This window comes from Actinoalloteichus hoggarensis (genome assembly GCF_002234535.1).
GTDB classification, from domain to species: domain Bacteria; phylum Actinomycetota; class Actinomycetes; order Mycobacteriales; family Pseudonocardiaceae; genus Actinoalloteichus_A; species Actinoalloteichus_A hoggarensis.
Map to the genome: position 1 here is coordinate 4814526 of NZ_CP022521.1, position 17801 is coordinate 4832326.

Here is a 17801-nt window from a genome sequence, read left to right on the forward strand (position 1 = left end):
GTCCCGCGCCACCCCGAAGGAGACCCCGACCGTGCCGACGCCGCTGCCCGCGCACCTTCCGCCCCGGCTGACCATCTCGTTGTGGGACTTCAGCTGGTACACCCGCACCGGACCCGGCGAGCCCTTCGCCGACCTCGACGCCGCCTTCGCCCAGGCCGTGGAGCGCGGGTACAACACCATCCGGATCTGCGCCATGCCGTTGCTGCTGTTCGGCAGCGGGATCGACACCAGCGCGCTGCGACTCGGTCCGCTCGGCGGCGAGTACGGGCAGCGGGTGCGCTGGTACGACGTCCGCGAGACCACCGAGATCGACGGCCGCGCGCAGCTGCTCGCCCTGTTCCGGGCGGCCCGACGGCACGACTGCCACGTGATCCTCTCCAGCTGGGAGTACCAGCAGAGCCCGGCCTTCGCCGCGGACCGGGCCTGGCACGACGCGGTCGACGCCATCGAGCCCGAGCGCCGCGCCGAGGCGCTGGCCGACGCGCTGGCCGACCTGGTGGACTTCCTCGCCGAACACGGGCTGGACGACCGGATCGCCTTCACCGAACTGCACAACGAGGTGCAGGCAGGCCACCTCGCGGACGGGCTGGACGCCGAGCACCCCGAGGAGGCGGGCGCCGTGGACCGCGTCGTGGCGCTGCGACCACGGCTGGAACGCGGCATCGCCCGCTTCCGGGCACGGCATCCGGGCCGGCCGGTCACGGTGAACTACGCCGAGGTGCCCCTGGGCTCGCTGCGCGGCATCCCCCGAGACATCGACGTCGCCGTGTTCCACCCCTACGTGTACGGAGTGCTCGACGAGCTGTTGGACGCCTTCGCGCTGCGGGATGCCACCCGCCCCTTCCCACAGGAGCGGGCCCGCCGTGAACTGCTGCGCCCCGACGCGCCCGACCTCGCCGACTGGTCGCCGCCCGAGGAAGACCGGTGGCGGCAGGATGCGACGATCGTCGGCGACCGCGAGGTGTACCTGCACGACTGGTGCGATCCGATCGCCTTCGACGCCTGGCTGTACGAGCGCTATGCCGTGCACCGACTCGCGATGGAGCAGCGACTGACGACGTGGATCTCGGCCGCCGCGGACTGGGCGGCCGAGCGTGGCGTGCCGCTGGTGTTCGGCGAGGGCTGGATCGGTTACACGCCGTTGCACGGCACCTTCGAGGAGGGGCCGATCGGCACGGCCTTCTGTCGCCGCGCCGTCGCGGAGTCGGCGCGAGTGGGTGCCGTGGGGACCGTGGTCTGCTCCAACGCCGCGCCGCATCACCCGATGTGGGCCGACGTCGCGTTGCAGCGCGAGTGCAACGAGGCGTTCCTGGCGTAGGCGGACGTGAACGCCGTCCCGTTCGAGCGGCGTCCGTCAGCTGTCCGTGAGCGGGGAGTTCGTGGCGGGGTCGGAGGTCGGGCCTGCTCGTTCTCATCGGAGTACGTGTCTCTCGGTCGTCCGGACGGCGCCCCGGGCCCGGTGTCGCTCAGGCTCCGCGACGACGGTGGATCGAGGCGGCCGGGCACCGCGAAGAGCACCGCGCGACGACGATCTCGGCGTCAGTCGTCGTCGCGCGGCGCACCGAGGAAGCACTCGTCGTCCAAGGCGGCGACGAGGGCGGTCAGCGCGCCGATGTAGCTGTACTGGCGCAGACCCATGGTCAGCCCGGTCGCGGTGTGGGTGAAGCTGGAGGTCAGGGACCCGCCGCCGAGGCCGCGTCCGTGACCCGCCCCCGCCTGGATGTTGGCGAAGTGCACCTCCACCACCGGGTGCCCCGTCTCCTCCAGCGCGTGCCGCATGCCCTCGCCGACGGTGGTCAGACCCGCCGGGTTGACGATGTAGGCGTCGACGCGGTCGGCGGACTCGTGGATGTACTCCAGGATCGCGCCCTCGTAGTTGGAGGAGAAGCTCTCCACCGTCACCCCGAGCCGCCTCCCGAACTCCGCCACGTAGGCCTTGAGGTCGTCGAGCGATCCGATGTCGCCGTACACCTTCTTCGCCCGTGCGCCCAGGTTGGACATGTTCGGTCCGTCGATGACGGCGATGCGGTGGTCGCGGGCGCCTCGGCGCACGATCCGGTACTCGTGGACGTCCTCGGTCATCGGCTGCTCCTCGGTCATGGGTCAGTGATCGGCCTGTCCGGCGACCGGGGTCCCGCGCCCGCGCGCAGGCGCCGGGCGGTCTTCCGACGCCGCGCAGGTCGGCGGGCTCGGGGCGGAGACTCCGCCTGCGGGCGCCCCTCGCGTCGCCGCCGCGGCGAGCGGGACCGCACCGCCACGCGGTGCCCGAGGGGAGCGGATCGAGTCAGTCGTAGCGAAGCCCGGCGTCCACCAGCAGCGACTGTCCGGTGATGAAGTCGCTCTCGTCCGAGGCGAAGAACAGCACCGCTCCGACCGCGTCGACCGGCCTGCCCTTCCGCTTCAAAGCCTGCTGGGCGATGATGCCGTCCCACTGGTCGTCGGTGATCGTCTCGCGCGGGACCTCGGTGACGATGCCGTGCGGCCGGATGAGATTCACGTTGACGTCGAAGGCGCCGAGTTCGGTGGCGGCCGCCCGGCTGAAGGCCTCGACGGCGCCCTTCGAGGCGACGTAGTGCGCGTAGTTCGCCCGACCGGTCGTCACCACGCTGGAGGAGATGTTGACGATCTTGCCGTAGCGCTTCGCCTTCATCACCGGAGCGACGGCCTGCGTGGTCAGCAGCACGCCCCTGGTGTTGACGGCGAAGACCCGCTCCCACTCCTCCAGTGGGATCTCCTCGAAGGGACGCATCGTCAGGGTGGAGAAGACCGCGGCGTTGTTGACGAGGATGTCCACGGTGCCGAACTCGGCGACGGTTCGGCGGACCATGGCGTCCACGCTCTCCTTGTCCGAGACGTCGGTCGGCACCGCCAACGCTCGGCCGCCCGCCGCGGTGACCTCCTCGGCGACCGCGCGGGCCGTGCCCTCGTTGACGTCGGCGATCACCACGGCCGCTCCGCGCTCGGCGAAGGCATGGCAGTAGGCACGACCGATGCCCTGTCCGCCACCGGTGACGACCGCCACTCGATCCGTGAACCTCATGGTCTCCTCCTGTCTCTGCCCGGGGCAGCGCCCATGTCGGACGACACGCGGTGCCGCGGCCGGGCGGCGGTGCCGCCACCGGTGAGGCTGCCGCCCGATCCGGCGCCGGAGCCGATCTCAGGCCTCCGTGAGGCGCAGGGCGGCCAGTCCGCCGTCGACGGTGAGCACCGTGCCGACGGTGGAGTGCGCCCACGGGCTCGCCAGGTAGGCCACCGCCTCCCCCACCTCTCGCGGCTCGACCATCCGGCCGGTCGGCTGGCGCGCCTCGAACCCGGCACGACGAGCCGCCGGGTCGGGCGCCGACGCGGCCAGCGCGGCCATGAACGGGGTGTCCACGGTGCCCGGCTCGACGGCGTTGACCCGGATGCGCTCGGCGATCAGATCGGCGGCCAGCGCCCTGGTCATCGACTGGACCGCGCCCTTGGTCGCGGAGTACGCGACCCGGCGGCGCAGGCCGCAGGCCGCCGTACACGAGGAGACGTTGACGATCGCCGCGTCGACGCCCCGGCGCAGCAGTGGCAGCGCGGCGCGGATCGTGCGGACATAGCCGAGCACGTTGACGTCGTAGAGCCGCTGCCACTCCTCGAGTCCGCCGTCCTCGACGGTGCCCACGAGGCTCACGCCGGCGTTGTTGACCAGCACGTCGACCCGGCCCTCCCGATCGCCGATCCCGGTCAGCGCCGCCGTCACCTCGTCCTGATCGGTGACGTCGGCCCGCCAGGCCGTGACCCCCTCGGCGGGACGTTCGACGTCCCGATCGAGGATGTGGACGGCGGCCCCTCGGTCACGCAGGACCTCGGCGACCGCCCGTCCGATGCCCGCGTTCCCGCCCGTGACGACCACGACGCGGTCCGCGAAGTCGGTCATGCGAGTTCTCCCATCCCGCCGGCGGGCTGTCCGGAGAGCTCCCAGTCGTCGGCCAGCAGGCTCGCCACGGCGGCGGGCCGCTCCAGCGTGAGCAGATGCCCGGCGCCGGGGACGACGTGGCGGGCGACGCTGGTGGGAACGGCGTCCGCGATCTGCGCGAGTACCGACGGCGGCGTGGAGACGTCCTGACCGGCGGAGACGCAGTAAGTGCGCGGCAGACGCGGGCCGATCTCGCCGAAGCCGGGAAAGCCGGCCAGCGAGTTCCACGCCGCCGCCCAGACATCCGGTGCCATGGCCAGGACCCGCTCTCGGGCGTAGTCGACGCCCGGAACGCCCGCCGTGAGGCTCTCCTGGGTGAACCAGCGACGCAACGTCGAGTCGACGACCCCGGTCATCCCGGACCGCAGCGCGGCCTGACCACGCTCGCGGAACACCGGGCCGCCTTCGGCAGGTGTGGCGACCAGGTGGAGAGAGGCGAAGCGGCGCGGGGCGCTCGCGGCGATCAGCGCCGCGACGACGCCGCCCATCGAATGCCCCACCAGATGCACGGGCCGGTCGGGGCCGTAGGCGTCGGCCGAGGCGAAGGCGTCCAGGACGGCCAAGACGTCTCTGGCCATCGCGGGCAGACCCATCTCGGCGGCGTCGGCGCGGGTCTCGCCGTGTCCGCGCAAATCGGGGATCACCAGTCGGAAGCGGTCGACCACCCGTTCCGCCACCTCGTCGAAGGCGTGATGGTCGAGCCCGACCGGATGCAGGAGCAGGATCGGCGGGGCCTCGGCGGGGCCGCTGGTCCAGAACGCGATGTCGACCGAGCCGCGCCGCACGGTGCGGCGGGTCGGTGCGGGCGGGGGCTGTGACGGGGGCACGGTCATCGGTTCTCCTCCCTGGCGACGAGCGCGTCGTCCACGCGAAGCCCGCCGAACTCGGCCTGACCGGGCCCGAGCGGGCCCGACAGCACGCCGGGGCCGTCCCGCCTCGGCCGACGCGGAGGGTGCGGCGGGATCGGTCCACCGTCGACGAATCGCGCTGCGCTGTTCACCACCACCGGCACCTGCTCTCCCGTCTCGGGGTTCGATTCCACGATCGTGTCGCGGGCCCGCGTGGCGACGCCACGGACTCGGCCACGGTCTCGCTCAGCGCGGCGGAAGCGCCGTGCTGGACGAGTCGCGCCACCCGGGTCCGTGCTCGGTCGCGGGCGGACTCCCTCGGCGAGGCGGCCCGCCGTTCCGCACGGTGGCGGAGGCGCGCCCCGCCGCCGAGGGGGCGTTCGTCGCCGATCAGCTCGTCCACACCCAGCACCGTGCAGAGTCCACACCGCATCCGCTCGATATCGGCGGTGACCAGCGTCGGCCGCGGCGATGCGGCGGTCCGGGTGCCGCACGCCGTGTCTCGGGAGTTCCACGGCCACGCGCTTCTCGTCGCGGTCGTTCCCGAGGCGGCGGGTGGTCGTTGGTCGACGAGGCACGGCGGGATCGCTCGGCAGGAATCACCCGTCGGTGATCCGCTCGTGGCGAGCCCGACGAGCCCGGCGAGCCCGACGTCCGGGTCGGTCGCGGCGCGCGTACGGTGCGGGCCGCACGGGCACGCGGCGGAGTCGATCAGCGTGCTCCCATGCGGCGGTGCCCGATCGCCGGTGACGTCCCTACCGGTCCCGGATGGTCGCGAGTCCATGTCCGGCCGCCCCTCGATCACTCGGGACGCGGCCTGGTGCCGAGTTCCCTGGACAACGCGGCGGCCTTGGCCTGCACGGCGACGCCGATCGCGGGAATGCTGCGATTGGGGGTGCGGTCCTTCGGCGACGTCAGGCACAGGCAGCCGACGACGCCGGCGGGCCCGAAGACCGGTGCGGCGATGCCGCGCGCCTCGGGCAGCTTCTCGCCGCCGGTGACCGCGTAGCCGGTGCTGCGCACCCGCTCCAGTTCGGCGAACAGCTCGCCGCGGGACGGCAGTTCCTCGCCGGTCGCCGGGGACGGCTTCTCCTGACGAAGGATCTCCAGGATCTCCAGCTCGGGCAGCCACGCCAGGATGGCCTTGCCGGACGCCCCCCAGACCAGTGACAACGGCCGGTTCAAGTCGATGCGGTACTGCAGGGCCTTCGTGCCGTCGGCGCGCACCGCGAAGGACAGCGACCTGGATTCTTCGTGATAGAGCGCGAACAGCACGCTCTCGTCGAACTGGTCGGCGAGATCCTGGACGTGGGGCCGCGCCAGTTCGACCACGTCGAGCGAGGCGACCACTCTGGCGGCGACGCGGTAGAACTCCGGGCCCACGTGATACTGCCGGGTGTCGTCCTCCTCGGCGACGAAGCCCTCCTGTTTGAGCAGCTGGAGTATCCGATGCACCGTCGAGGTGGCCAGCTCCAGTCTCTCGGCCAGCGCGCCGACGCCGATTCGGCCGTCCGCGTCGGCCAGGGCCGCCAGGACGCGGACGGTGCGGACCGCCGTGCCCACGCTCTCCGCGGTCCCGGCCTGCCTGTTCGATGTGCTCGTCATCGACTCACCCCACCCGCTCGACGGTGTGCACGGTGCACGCGCCGTGGTCGAGACCGGAGGCGCCCCGGCCACGTGAGTGACGCCGGGTCGCGCCCCGTCGACCGTGCGGGTGCCCGCGGTGCCTGCCACCTGCCAGCAGACTTCCACAACCTGTGCGACTCCGCCGACGCCCGCGGGACCGCCCTCGCCGGACGTCCCGATCCTCGATCACTCGCTGGAACGTGCCGTCGCCGCACCGGGTGAGTCCGCCGACCACCCGGTCGGTCTCGTGGTGTCCGTCGGCGACGGCGTGAGGAGTCTCGCGGCGGACGCCCGGCCCGCCCGGACAGGCGTCGTCGGCGTGGGCGAGGGGGCTGCCCGCGGGGTCGGCGTCGGGGACGATCCGCCTCCCGGCGGGTCTAGTGGACGGCGCCGGCCTCGCCGCGGCACGGCCCGGCCGGCCTCCACGCGTCGGCACGAGGGGTCCGAACGAGTCCGGGCGGCCTGACCCGCGGTGCCCTTCCGTCGGGCTCACCCCGGCGCCGATGACGACGTCGTCACGCATGCTCGTCTCCCCCGCTCTCGATGGGAGCGAACGACCAGTCGCCGTCCTCCGTGACACACAGGCGTACGGGCAGCTCGCTGCGCAGGCGGTCGGGAGGACCCTCGATGCGGGCGAGCACCCGGACGTCCTCGGCCAGGTCGACGTAGCCGAGGGTGTAGGGCGGCGGCGCGGAGGAGACGTGCACGCGGGTGTAGGAGTACAGCGTTCCCTCGCGCGGCAGGAGCACCTCCTCCAGGGCCAGGCCGCCACAGCCGAAGCAGAGGCGTCGGCCCGGGAAGAACCGACGGCCGCAGTCGGTGCACCGATTCCCGACCAGGGCACGGTCGGCCGGGGAGACCGGGGCGACGCCCGGCGGCTGCTCGGGCCCGGGCGGTGTCGGCGTGGTGGCCTGATCGCGGGCCGCGGACACGACGGACCTCGCCTCGCTCCCGCGAATCGGCGGCGCCGCGAGATCCGGCGGTAGGAGATCCTGCGGGCGGGAATCGCGCCGCGGCGGCGCGGCCGTCGACGCCGTCTCGCTCTCTGCCGACTCGGCGTCGCGCCTGCCGTCGTCCGCTGTGGGACGGACGGGCCGCCGCCACCAGCGATCCAGTTCGGCTGCGACGGTGGCGGGCTCCTCCACCACAGGGGTGTGGCCCGCGCCGGGCAGCACGACGAGTCTGCTCCCGGGGACGCGGTCGGCCACCGCCCGCAGGTCGGAAGGGCGTTTGGCATGGTCCTGCCCGCCCGCGAGCAGCAACAGCGGAACCCGGATCCGGGCGAGCTCGCCGACGACCCCGGGCCGCCGGGAGACCTCGCGCAGGGCATCGGCGACGGTGGAGTCGAGACCGGCGAAGCGATGCTCCCAGTGACCACGTGCCGCCGCCCTCGCCGGATCGGCGAGGAACTCGTCGCCGAACATGGTGTAGGTCAGCTCGGCCACGCTCGACGCGGCACCGTGGTCACGGAGCCGCCGTTCCAGCGCGGCGAAGACCTCGGGCCGTCGTTCCGCCTCGGCGGTGCAGCCCAGCAGGGCGCAGGTCTCGACGAGGTCGGGCCGCCGCGCGGCGATCCGCAGGGCGACATAGCCGCCCAGGGAGCTGCCGACGAGGTCGACCCGTCCGCCGCCGACGGCCTCGATCAGTGCGACCGTGTCGGAGCAGAGTCGGTCCATCTCCGGCGGCAGCAGGGTCGGTCGGCTCCGCCCCTGTCCTCGGAGATCCGGGCACAGGAAGCGGGTGTTCGTGCCGAGCGCCGTGCGGAGCGGGTCGAACATCGAACCGTCGAAGAACAGCGAGTGCAGAAGGACGGCCGTGCGCTCCGGAACGGGGCCGTCCGCCTGCGAGTCGTCTCGATAGAACAGGGTGGCTCCTGGCACCTCGATCGTGGGCATCACACCTCCTGCGGCTCCGGTCTCCACTCGGCACGTCACCGTCATCGTGGGCTCGTCGGGTGTTCCGCCGCGCCGACCAGCCGTGCCCTCGCCGCGGGGCCGTCGCTGCGCACCGCGATCACCGCGGCCAGCACCGCCGCGGCAAGCAGCACGAAACCGAGGACGTAGAAGCCGCCGCCGGGGCCCTCGTCGGGGGCGGACACCGCGCCGACGAGGATCGGTCCGACGATGCCGCCGAAGTTCCCGCACAGGTTGATCAGCCCGATCGAGGCGCCGGCCTGGTTGCGCGGCACCTTGCTGAGCGCCCAGGTCCACCAGGCGCCGAGCGCGCCGTAGATCCCGACCGCGGTGAGGATCAGCAGTGCCATGTTCGTCCACACCGTGTCCCCGACGACGTACTGGACGAGCAGGGCCACCCCGCCGATGGTCATCGCACCGGCCACGAACCAGCCCCGCGAGTGGCTGGACCTGTCGGAGGCGCGGGAGAGCAGGTACAGCGCGAGGGCGGCGACCGCGTAGGGCAGAGCGGTGAGCCAGCCGACCGCGTCGATGCCCGCGGCGGAGAACTGCGAGATCACCGAGGGAAGCCAGAGCCCGAAGGCGTACATCCCGGTGATCCACAGGAAGTAGGTGAGGCACAGCGCCCACAGCACCGGCCTGCGCAGACTCGTCAGGAAGGTGCTCTCGGAGGTGGTCTCCTCGTCGCGCTCGCGCAGGATCAGCTCGCGTTCTCGCGGGTCGAGCCTGCGGTCGTCGGCCGGGTCGTCGGCGACGAGCACCCAGAAGGCCAGTGCCAGGAAGAACGCGGGCAGTCCCTGGAGGACGAACATCGTGCGGTAGTCCCAGACGTGGATCATCCAGCCCGCCAACGGCGCCATCAGAGCCGAGGAGACCGGCAGCGCGTACTGGGTGAAGCTCACGGCCCGGCCGCGCTCGATGCTGGGGAACCAGCGCAGGAACATCACCGCGAAGGACGGGAACACCGTTCCCTCGGCCAGGCCCATGGTGAAGCGGATGGCGAGCAGGCTGGTGTAGTCGCTGGTCAGGCCGGTCGCGCAGGCCGTGATGCCTACCACGACCAGCGAGCCGACGATGACCTTCTTCGGGCTGAACCGGTTCGCCGCCCAGCCGCCGGGGATCTGCGTGATGACGTAGCCCCAGAAGAACGCCGACAACAGCACGCCCGCGACCGTCGAGGAGAGACGAAGCTGCTCCACCATGTCGGGCACGGCGACGCTGATGTTCGAGCGATCGGCATAACAGATCAGGTAGATGAGGAACAGCAGGAGACCGACCCGCGTCCACCGTGCCTTCGGGACGGGTGCGGAGGAGGCCGCGCCCGTCATCGCCGGAGACTCCGCCATCGAGCCGCACCTCCCCTCGCTCGCCGGGTCGCTCCCGGCCCGTCCACGTCGGCCGTCGGAGCATCGGCCCTGCCATCCGAACGGCGGCGGACCGCACGACGTCCGACTCCGACTCCGGGGTGTCGCCGACACGACTCCGCGGACCGGCCGGCGCACGAGGCCGAGCGCTCGACGTCCTTCTCCGCCCGGGAACCGGTACGGCGCCGCCTGACCTGCCAGCATGGCCCCGCGCCGCGACGGCGGCCCGACGACGTGGACCGACGGGTCACGAGAGGACGATGCGGCGCCTGTGGGTGACGGGCGCGTGGGTGACGGGCGCGTGGACGGCGGGTCGGATGACGGCGCACTCGGGTGCCGCGCACGCGCGGGAGCGGCCGAGCGATCGATCGGACGGGGCGGACACGGTCGACGTCGACGAGTCGCCGAATATCGCTGCCGTCCCCGCCTCGCGTGGTGCTAACCTCGCCGCGGGCGGAGCCGATGTCCCGCCGCCCGTCGATCGCCGAAGGACGTGAGTCGATGTCTGCCGCGCAGGCCGCTGCCGCTGGCAGCCGTGCCCAGACCCGCATCGTTCGGACTCCGGCCTGACCGTTTCCACTCGACGTCCTCGAGTGGCCCGGCGGCCACGCTGCTCGCAGCGCGGAGTCCACGACTCCGAAGGCTCGACATGGGATTCGACATCCTCCCGTCGCCGCCCGGCGACGGCACCGATCAGGGCGACGTCCACGCCGCCCTGCTGCGTCTCCACCACGATCTCCCCCGCCAGCGGGCCGGCTCGGACGGCACGACCGCGCGGCCGATCGCGTCGGCGGGCGCCCTGCCGCCGCGGCCCCGCATCCTCGAACGGGGATGCGGGCCGGGCCGCTCCGTCCTCGTGCCTGCCGCCGCGACCGGCGGTCAGGTGACGGGATCGACCTGCACCAGCCCTACCTCGACCAGCTCCGTGACTCGGCCGACCGCGCGGGCCTGGCCGACCAGGTCGGCGTCCTGCGGTGCTCGATGGACGCGCTCGGCGTTCCCGGACGCCTCGTTCGACCTGCTCTGGTGTGGGGGGGCCGTCTACGACATCGGCCTCGCCGCCGCGCTCACCGGACGGCGACGGCGGCGCACCGAAGCGGGCGCGCTCGTCGTCACCGAGATCGAGTTCACCGGCCCGACTCCCGCACCGGCCACGATCGACTTCTGGGCGCAGCGGTATCCGCTCCGGAGTCGGTCCGCCGATGACGGGATCGCCGCGGCGGCGGGCTACGCCGTCGAGGCGCGCCACCGGCTCCCGGGATCGGACCGGCGGGACGAGTACTACCAGCCGCTCCTCGGTCGGCTGACCGCCCTGGACAGCACCCGACCGGGGGTGACCGAGGCGTCCGCCGAGATCGAGCCGCGGGGCCGCCATGGCGGCGACTACGACTACGCGGGACACGTCCTGCGCCCGACGACGAAGGACGAGCAGCCCATGTGGAAGACCAGGCCCGAGACCGCCGCCGACCTCGCGGCCGTGCACGCCGTCAACGCCGCGGCCTTCCCGACCGAGGAGGAGGCCGACCTGGTCGACGCGCTGCGCGCCGACCCTCGGGCCTGGATCGACGGCCTGTCGATCGTGGTGGAGAACGAGGACGGCGAGGTCGTCGGACACACCCTGTTCACCCGCTGCCACGTCGGCGACGCACCGGCACTCGCGCTGGCCCCGTGCGCGGTGCGGCCCGACCAGCAGGGCAGGGGCGCCGGCTCCGCCGCCGTCCGTGCCGGACTCGACGCCGCTCGCCTGCTGGGCGAGAACCTGGTCATCGTCCTGGGCCACGCCGCCTACTACCCGAGGTTCGGCTTCGCGCCCGCCTCGGGCTTCGGCGTCACGGCACCGTTCGAGGCACCGGACGACGCCTTCCTCGCCCTGTCCCTCGACGCCGCCAGGCCCACCCCGACGGGTGTCGTCCGGTATCCGGCGGCCTTCGGCGTCTGACGGCCGAAGGCTCGGCGGCGTGACGGCCCGCGAGCCTCGCCGATCGGTCTGATGGGCGGCATCCGTGCGACGGCGCGCGGGTGCCGCCCATCGCCGGACGACGGCGTCACGGCCGGACCGATCAGTGTCGGATCGGTCAGCGCCGGTCCAGTCAGCGCCGGTCCGGTCGGCATCGGACCGATCACCGCAGGCAGGCGCCGTCACAGCAGACACCATCGCCGTCGTGGACGAGGGCGGGCACGCCGTCGTCTCGCACGCCCCACTCGCCGATCGACGACGTCGCCGCGCCGGCTTGTGCGCCCGAAGGAACCGGCGTCGCCCGTGTGAGGATGAGCCATGCCTGTCGCTCCCACCCTGGTCACGGTCCGCCAAGGACATCGGCTGGCGATCCGACGCCCCCGCACGGACGGGGTCCCGCTCCTGCTGCTCCACGGCTTCCCGTGCACCAGCCTGATCTGGTCGCATACGCTCGGCCCGCTCGCCGAGGCGGGCTTCGACGTCGTCGCGCCGGATCTGCGCGGCTACGGGGATTCCGACTTCGCCCCCGACGCCTTCTACGACTTCGCGGCGTTCGACTCCGATCTGGTCGGTCTGTTCGACGCCCTCGGCTGGGACCGCGTCGTCGTGGCGGGACACGACCTCGGCGCGATGGTCGCGATCGACCTGGCGAACCGCCACCCCGATCGGGTCGATCGACTGGTGATCCTGGACGACTCGATGCCGGACCTGCCGGACGCCTTCGCGGCCGCGGGCATCCCGCCGGGGCGACCCAAGCCCGCCGTCTACGACTATCAGCGACGACAGGGCAGGCACGCCGACGAACTGGTGGCCGAGCTGAACACCCCGGAGCGCAGGCAGCGGTACATCGCCGAGTTCTTCGGTCACCGGATGTGGTGTCCGCCGGACGCCTTCGACGAGGCGGACCTGGCGCTGCTCACCGAGCCCTACGCCGACGCGGACCGGCTGCGGGCCTCCTTCGCCGACTACGAGGTCGTGATGGGCACCAGGCCGCTGTCGAGCCCCGAGCTCATCGACCGCCCGGTGCGGCAGCCGACGCTGATGCTGATCGGGCGTGACCAGGTGACCCTGGGCGAGCACATCGAGGAGAGAAGCGCGATCGCCTTCCCCGAGGTCGTCGGCCCGTTCTGGGTGTCGGGGGCCGGGCATTTCCTGCCCTGGGAGAAGCCGACCGTCGTCCATCGGGCGATCCGGTCGTTCTGCGGCGATCTGCTGGTGAGCTGAGGTCGCCCCCAGGCGGATCGCCTGCCCGAGATGTGGCGGCCGGCAGCGCTCCTCGCCGTGATGGCCCGACGGCCTGCGGCCTGCCGCGGGAACCCGGCGGCTGCTCCGAGCACGCGATCCTGGCCGAGCGCGCGATCCTCGCCTGGCGGGCACTCGGGCGAACGCGCTCCCGGATCGGCCGACGGCCCGGGCTACTCCGTGGGAAGGCTGATCTCGTGGGCGTCCCGGTCGGGGCGCAGGCCCCGCCAGGCGGAGTGCCGCAGCCTGCGGTCGGGGCTCCACGTCCGATAGACGACCTCCCCGACGAGCCGGGGCTCCACCCAGTGCGCGTCGCGGGAGTACTCCTTCGGCACCGGCCCGACGAAGGGGCTCGTCGAGCGTTCGATCGGCTGGAGCAGCCCGAGCAGCTCGGTCAGCATCCGCTCGGTGAACCCGGTTCCGACGTGCCCCACATAGCGCAGCCCGCCTGCGGGGTCGTGCGCGCCCAGGATCAGCGAGCCGATCCGCCCGGCTCGCCGCCCGGAGCCCGGCTGCCACCCGCAGATCACCACTTCATAGGTGTTGATCAGTGGGAACTTCAGCCAGTCCCGGCTGCGATACCCCGGCCGATAGCCGGAGTCGAGGCGTTTGCCGATCACGCCCTCCAGCCCGTTGTCTCGTGCGACGTCGAGCAACAGCCTCGGGTCGACGTCCTGACGACTCGGCGGCACCCGGACTCGCGCGGTCCGACCCTCCAGTCGCAGCTCGTCGAGCAGCTCCCGTCGACGGTGGTAAGGCTCGGCGAGCAGGGAGACGCCGTCGAGGTGGAGCAGGTCGAACACGTAGCAGGCGACCGGGATCTCACCGGTCAGCCGGGCCGTCGGTCGTCGGACGTGCATCCGACGTTGCAGCAGCGGGAACGAGGGCCTGCCGTCGGCGTCCAGGGCGACGATCTCGCCGTCGAGCACGGCACGGTGGGAGCCGAGGGCCTCGCCGAGTACGGTCAGCTCCGGGTAGGTCGCCGTGATGTCGTTGCCGTTACGGCTGGTCAGCCGGATGCCGTTCCGATCGCCCGCGGCGACGGCCCGAATTCCGTCGAACTTGAACTCCCACGCCCAGCCCCGCCCCGCGGGCAGCGGCTGCCCGCCCGTGGCGAGCATCGGCCGAACGGCGGGAAGCGGTTCGGCTCGGCCGCCCACGCTGTCCTGCGCCATCGGGCCATCGTCGCCCAGGGCCGTCGGCCGTGCCGGGTGACGCCGCTCCGCTTCGCGCCCTGTCGCGGATCGTCGGTATGCTCGGGGTCCTCGTGGTCGGGGTCCTCGTGGTCGGGGTCCTCGTGACCGGAGTCTCCGCGGCCGGGCTCGTGGCCACGAAGTCCGCGGCGGCCCACCAGCTCGGCCCGTGCCCTCGACGACGCCGTGCGCGCCTGCGGGAAGAGGCGCACTCCCGGGGCTCGTCGTGGACTGCGGAACTCGACGTCGTGCCCGGCGGCGGACAGACCGGTGCGGACGCGGGCAGTCTGGCGCCGTGGGTACTGGTGGTCGGCGCGGCGTATCCGGAGTCCTGGTTCTCCAGGCCGACGGTGGGGCGCCCACTGGGTGCGCCGTCGCCGACTCATTCCGAGGATCGCGCCGCGCGGTGCAACCGACCGGTCAACACGCGAAGGTGTTCGAGAAGCTCCGGCGGCTCGCGGATCTCGAACTCGAAACCGAAGGCGGCCACCCACACCGCGAGCTGATCGAGGCTGTCCGAGCCGATGCGCAGCGTGCAGGTCCGCTCGTCGATCGGCTCGACCAGGCCGAGCGCGGGCGGCACCTCGTCGGCCACGTCCTCGGCGGAGCCGTGCATCGTGAGCACCGCCTGATAGCGGCGGATGCTGGTGGTGGTTCCCAGCGCGACGTGGTCGGCGAGGTCGCCGGGCGGCAGGGCTCGCGGCACGAACCGCGGGCCGGTCGGCGTGCGCAGCGCGGCCCGGTCGACGCGAAAGGTCCGCCAGTCGGCTCGCCGGGTGTCCCAGGCGAAGAGGTACCAGCGCTGCCCGTTGTGCACCAGCCGGTAGGGCTCCACGTCACGCGGGCTGGTCGTCCCTCGGTGCGAGACGTAGTCGAAGCGGACCCGCTCGTGGTCCCGCACCGCCGCGGCGACGGCGGTGAGCATCGAGGGGTCGACGGCGGGTCCGAGCGGCGGCATCGTGAGCAGCGCGGTGCCGAGGGCGCGGACCTGGTGTCGCAGCCGGGACGGCAGCATCCGGTCGAGCTTGGTCAGCGCCCGAAGCGAGGTCTCGGCGATCCCGGTGACCGCGCCGAGGGTGGCCATGCGCAGCCCCACCGCGATCGCCATCGCCTCGTCGTCGTCGAGGAGCAGCGGCGGCAGCGTGGCACCGACGGCCAGTTGGTATCCGCCGCCGACTCCGCCGACGGCGTTGACGGGATAGCCCAGGCCCCGCAGCTTGTCGACGTCGCGCCGCACGGTCCTGGGGCTCACGCCGAGTCGCTCCGCGAGGTCGGCGCCGGAGAAGTCCCGATGTGTCTGAAGCAGGCCGAGCAGCCGCAGTAACCGAGCCGAGGTCTCCACCATGCGGCCCAGTCTGGCAACGATCGAGGACGGAATCCGGCCGCGAAGGCCTCTACCGTCCGCGCCATGATCGAGACAGCTTCCCGAACCGTTCTCGTCGCGGGCGCCACCGGCAACGTCGGTCGTCCCCTCGTCGAGCAGCTCGTGGCCGCGGGCCATCACGTCCGCGCCCTGACCCGTGATCCGCGGAAGGCGGATCTGCCCGCGGGCGCCGAGGCGGTGGCGGGCAACCTCGCCGACCCGGCCGGGCTCGCCGCCGCCTTCGACGGCGTCGACGCCGCGCATCTGATCGGCTTCGACGGCGCGGACTTCTCGCCGCTCACCACCGGCCCGGAGATCACCGCCCTCGCGACGCGGGCGGGCGTCCGCCGGGTGACCGTGCTTCGCGGCGACCTCACGAAGGGTCCGTTCGAGGAGGCGGTCGAGGCGAGCGGACTCGCCTGGACCTACCTGTCGCCGGTCGAGTTCATGTCCAACGCGCTGGAATGGGCCGAGTCGGTGCGGCAGGAGGGCGTCGTCCGGGAGGGCTTCGCCGAGTCGCGGAGCGCGATGATCCACGAGGCCGACATCGCCGCCGTCGCCGCGACCGTGCTGGGCGGCGACGACGACGCGCACTCCGGGCAGGAGTACTGGCTGACCGGACCCGAGGTGCTGACGCCGCCGGACAAGGTGCGCGTCATCGGCGAGGTCCTCGGGCGCGACGTGCGTTACGTCGAGCTGAGCCAGGAGGAGGTCGTCGCCGCGTGGCGGGCGAACGGCTGTTCGGACGCCGACGTCGAGTTCTTCCTGGCCATGCGCACCGAGACGCCTGAGGTGGGTCGCACCGTCCTGCCGACCGTCGAGCAGGTCACCGGTCGTCGGGCGCGGACCTTCGCCCAGTGGGTGCGGGAGAACGCCGGGGCGTTCGGCGGCTGAGCCGGGTCCGCGAGTCTGGTCCGCGGCGGCGCCGGGCGCCGTTCACGGGCCGGGCTCGCGGGCTCCCCGCGTCGTCACCGAACCGCGTCGTCGCCAAACCGAGTCGTCCCCGACCGCGTCCGTCCCGCGCCGGGCGTCACGGCAGCGCCGGTCACCCCGACACGACGGCCCGCTCGGCGGCGTCGATGGCCCGATCGGTCAGCACCCGCATGCCGACGAACAGCGCGAGCATCATCACCGCCATCACCGCGAACACGGCACGCAGCCCGAAGAGCTCCGCCAGCACGCCGCCGAGAACGGCGCCCAACGGCATGGTGCCCCACGCGACGAGCCGATAGGCGCTGTTCATCCGGCCGAGCAGGCGGTCCGGCGTGATCCGCTGCCGAAGAGAGACCACGATGACGTTCCAGATGACGGTCGTCGCGCCGCCCAGCGCGAATCCGGCGCCGATCAGCAGGGGATGCGTCGTGACGGCGGGGACGCCCACGAGCACGATCCCGCCGAGGACGGCGAGCGCCAGGGCACGTGCTCGCCCGAGCACCCGCTCGACGCGCTCGGCGATGAACGATCCGAGCAGGCTCCCCACCGCGCTGGAGGTGAGCAGCATGCCGAAGGCGGGCTCGGAGAGTCCGATCGCGGACCCGGCCCCGACGGCGTAGAGGACGAAGACGGCTCCGGTCGCGCTCGTGGCGAGGTTGAAGAGTCCCGTCATGCCCGCCAGCGTGCGGAGTATCCGGTTGCCCGCGAGGAACCGCAGGCCCTCGGCGATGTCGGCGCGCAGAGTGGAGGGCTCTTCGCGTACCGGCCGGAACGAGCCTCGGACCAGCAGCAGCGCCCCGACGGCGAGGAGCCAGGCCGCGGCGGGCGCGCTGATGGCGAGCACCGCTCCGGCCGCCATGAGCAGACCGCCGAGCGGCGGGCCGACGAACTGGTTGGCGGTCAGCTCGGCGGCGTACAGCCGCCCGTTGGCGCGGGACAGCCGGTCGCGGGCGACGATGCCGGGCAGGATCGACTGCGCCGACGTGTCGTACAGCGTCTCGGTGACGCCGACGCCGAGGGCGACGACGTAGAGCAGCCAGATCGATCCGAGGTCGAACGCGAAGGCGAGTATCAGGACGCCGATCAGCCCGGCCCGGACGAGGTTCGCGCCGAGCATCACCCGGCGCCGGTCCAGCCGATCCACCAGCGCGCCCGCCGGTAAGGCGAACAGCAGCCACGGCAGTGTCAAGGCGAACGCGAGACCCGCGATCATCGCGGGCGACTGGGTGTGGCGGACGGCGATCAGCGGCAGGACGACCTTGAGGACCCCGTCGGCGAGGTTCGACAAACCGGAGCTGCTCCACAACCACCAGAAGCTTGGTCCGAGCGGGCTGTTCGGGCGTCGCGGTCGATCGGTGTCCGGAGCGGCCGGGACTTCGCGAGGCGTCGTGGCGTCGGTCACCGATGGAGTATCAC

Annotated in this window: 15 protein-coding genes; 4 read left to right on the top strand and 11 right to left on the bottom strand. The window is 72.8% G+C overall.

Going from position 1 to position 17801, the window contains the following annotated elements; translation table 11 throughout:
• Positions 1 to 31 precede the first annotated feature (31 nt).
• Positions 32 to 1318 carry a cellulase-like family protein gene (locus AHOG_RS20455; protein WP_093942784.1) on the top strand — a complete coding sequence of 429 codons (1287 nt, stop codon included), beginning with the start codon at positions 32 to 34 and terminating at the stop codon, positions 1316 to 1318.
• Positions 1319 to 1539: 221 nt separating this feature from the next.
• Here the strand turns inward: AHOG_RS20455 and AHOG_RS20460 are convergent, their stop codons facing one another.
• The 8 genes from AHOG_RS20460 to AHOG_RS20505 all read right to left on the bottom strand — a co-directional run bounded on the left by AHOG_RS20460 (position 1540) and on the right by AHOG_RS20505 (position 9679).
• A complete protein-coding gene (locus tag AHOG_RS20460) occupies positions 1540 to 2082 on the bottom strand; it encodes a type II 3-dehydroquinate dehydratase (protein ID WP_093944649.1) in 543 nt (180 codons plus the stop codon).
• A gap of 202 nt (positions 2083 to 2284) precedes the next feature.
• Positions 2285 to 3040 carry an SDR family NAD(P)-dependent oxidoreductase gene (locus AHOG_RS20465; RefSeq protein WP_093942785.1) on the bottom strand — a complete coding sequence of 252 codons (756 nt, stop codon included), beginning with the start codon at positions 3038 to 3040 and terminating at the stop codon, positions 2285 to 2287.
• A gap of 117 nt (positions 3041 to 3157) precedes the next feature.
• Positions 3158 to 3907 (bottom strand): SDR family NAD(P)-dependent oxidoreductase, encoded by a 750-nt coding sequence (locus AHOG_RS20470; protein WP_093942786.1) that lies wholly within the window; start codon positions 3905 to 3907, stop codon positions 3158 to 3160.
• Positions 3904 to 4779, bottom strand: a complete 876-nt coding sequence (locus tag AHOG_RS20475) for an alpha/beta fold hydrolase (RefSeq protein WP_093942787.1) — start codon at positions 4777 to 4779, stop codon at positions 3904 to 3906. Before AHOG_RS20475 ends, AHOG_RS20470 begins: the two co-directional genes overlap by 4 nt.
• The gene (locus AHOG_RS20480; protein WP_169725890.1) at positions 4776 to 4949 is read right to left on the bottom strand and encodes a hypothetical protein; all 174 of its coding nucleotides are present in this window, start codon (positions 4947 to 4949) and stop codon (positions 4776 to 4778) included. The genes AHOG_RS20475 and AHOG_RS20480 overlap by 4 nt, the downstream gene beginning before the upstream one ends.
• A 646-nt stretch (positions 4950 to 5595) precedes the next feature.
• A complete protein-coding gene (locus AHOG_RS20490; protein WP_093942790.1) occupies positions 5596 to 6399 on the bottom strand; it encodes an IclR family transcriptional regulator in 804 nt (267 codons plus the stop codon).
• A gap of 536 nt (positions 6400 to 6935) precedes the next feature.
• Positions 6936 to 8315: an alpha/beta fold hydrolase gene (locus AHOG_RS20500; protein WP_169725891.1), complete on the bottom strand. Its 1380-nt coding sequence runs from the start codon at positions 8313 to 8315 to the stop codon at positions 6936 to 6938.
• Between the two features lie 41 nt (positions 8316 to 8356).
• The gene (locus tag AHOG_RS20505; protein ID WP_211290461.1) at positions 8357 to 9679 is read right to left on the bottom strand and encodes an MFS transporter; all 1323 of its coding nucleotides are present in this window, start codon (positions 9677 to 9679) and stop codon (positions 8357 to 8359) included.
• 667 nt (positions 9680 to 10346) lie between these two features.
• On the opposite strand from AHOG_RS20505, the gene AHOG_RS30375 reads away from it, so the two are divergent.
• Both AHOG_RS30375 and AHOG_RS20520 read left to right on the top strand, forming a co-directional pair.
• Positions 10347 to 11636 carry a GNAT family N-acetyltransferase gene (locus AHOG_RS30375; protein WP_211290462.1) on the top strand — a complete coding sequence of 430 codons (1290 nt, stop codon included), beginning with the start codon at positions 10347 to 10349 and terminating at the stop codon, positions 11634 to 11636.
• 336 nt (positions 11637 to 11972) lie between these two features.
• Complete coding sequence (locus AHOG_RS20520; protein WP_093942795.1) at positions 11973 to 12878, top strand: alpha/beta fold hydrolase; 906 nt, start codon at positions 11973 to 11975, stop codon at positions 12876 to 12878.
• 191 nt (positions 12879 to 13069) lie between these two features.
• Here AHOG_RS20520 and ligD read toward each other — a convergent pair whose 3' ends face one another.
• Together ligD and AHOG_RS20530 are read right to left on the bottom strand one after the other, a co-directional pair.
• The gene (gene ligD / locus AHOG_RS20525) at positions 13070 to 14071 is read right to left on the bottom strand and encodes a non-homologous end-joining DNA ligase (RefSeq protein WP_245856350.1); all 1002 of its coding nucleotides are present in this window, start codon (positions 14069 to 14071) and stop codon (positions 13070 to 13072) included.
• Positions 14072 to 14471: 400 nt separating this feature from the next.
• The gene (locus tag AHOG_RS20530) at positions 14472 to 15434 is read right to left on the bottom strand and encodes a helix-turn-helix transcriptional regulator (protein WP_093942796.1); all 963 of its coding nucleotides are present in this window, start codon (positions 15432 to 15434) and stop codon (positions 14472 to 14474) included.
• A gap of 63 nt (positions 15435 to 15497) precedes the next feature.
• Between AHOG_RS20530 and AHOG_RS20535 the strand changes: the two genes are divergently transcribed.
• Positions 15498 to 16346, top strand: coding sequence for an SDR family oxidoreductase (locus tag AHOG_RS20535; protein ID WP_093942797.1), 849 nt, complete (start codon positions 15498 to 15500; stop codon positions 16344 to 16346).
• A 151-nt stretch (positions 16347 to 16497) separates the two neighbouring features.
• Here the strand turns inward: AHOG_RS20535 and AHOG_RS20540 are convergent, their stop codons facing one another.
• The gene (locus tag AHOG_RS20540; protein ID WP_311770182.1) at positions 16498 to 17787 is read right to left on the bottom strand and encodes an MFS transporter; all 1290 of its coding nucleotides are present in this window, start codon (positions 17785 to 17787) and stop codon (positions 16498 to 16500) included.
• Between the last annotated feature and the right edge of the window lie 14 nt (positions 17788 to 17801).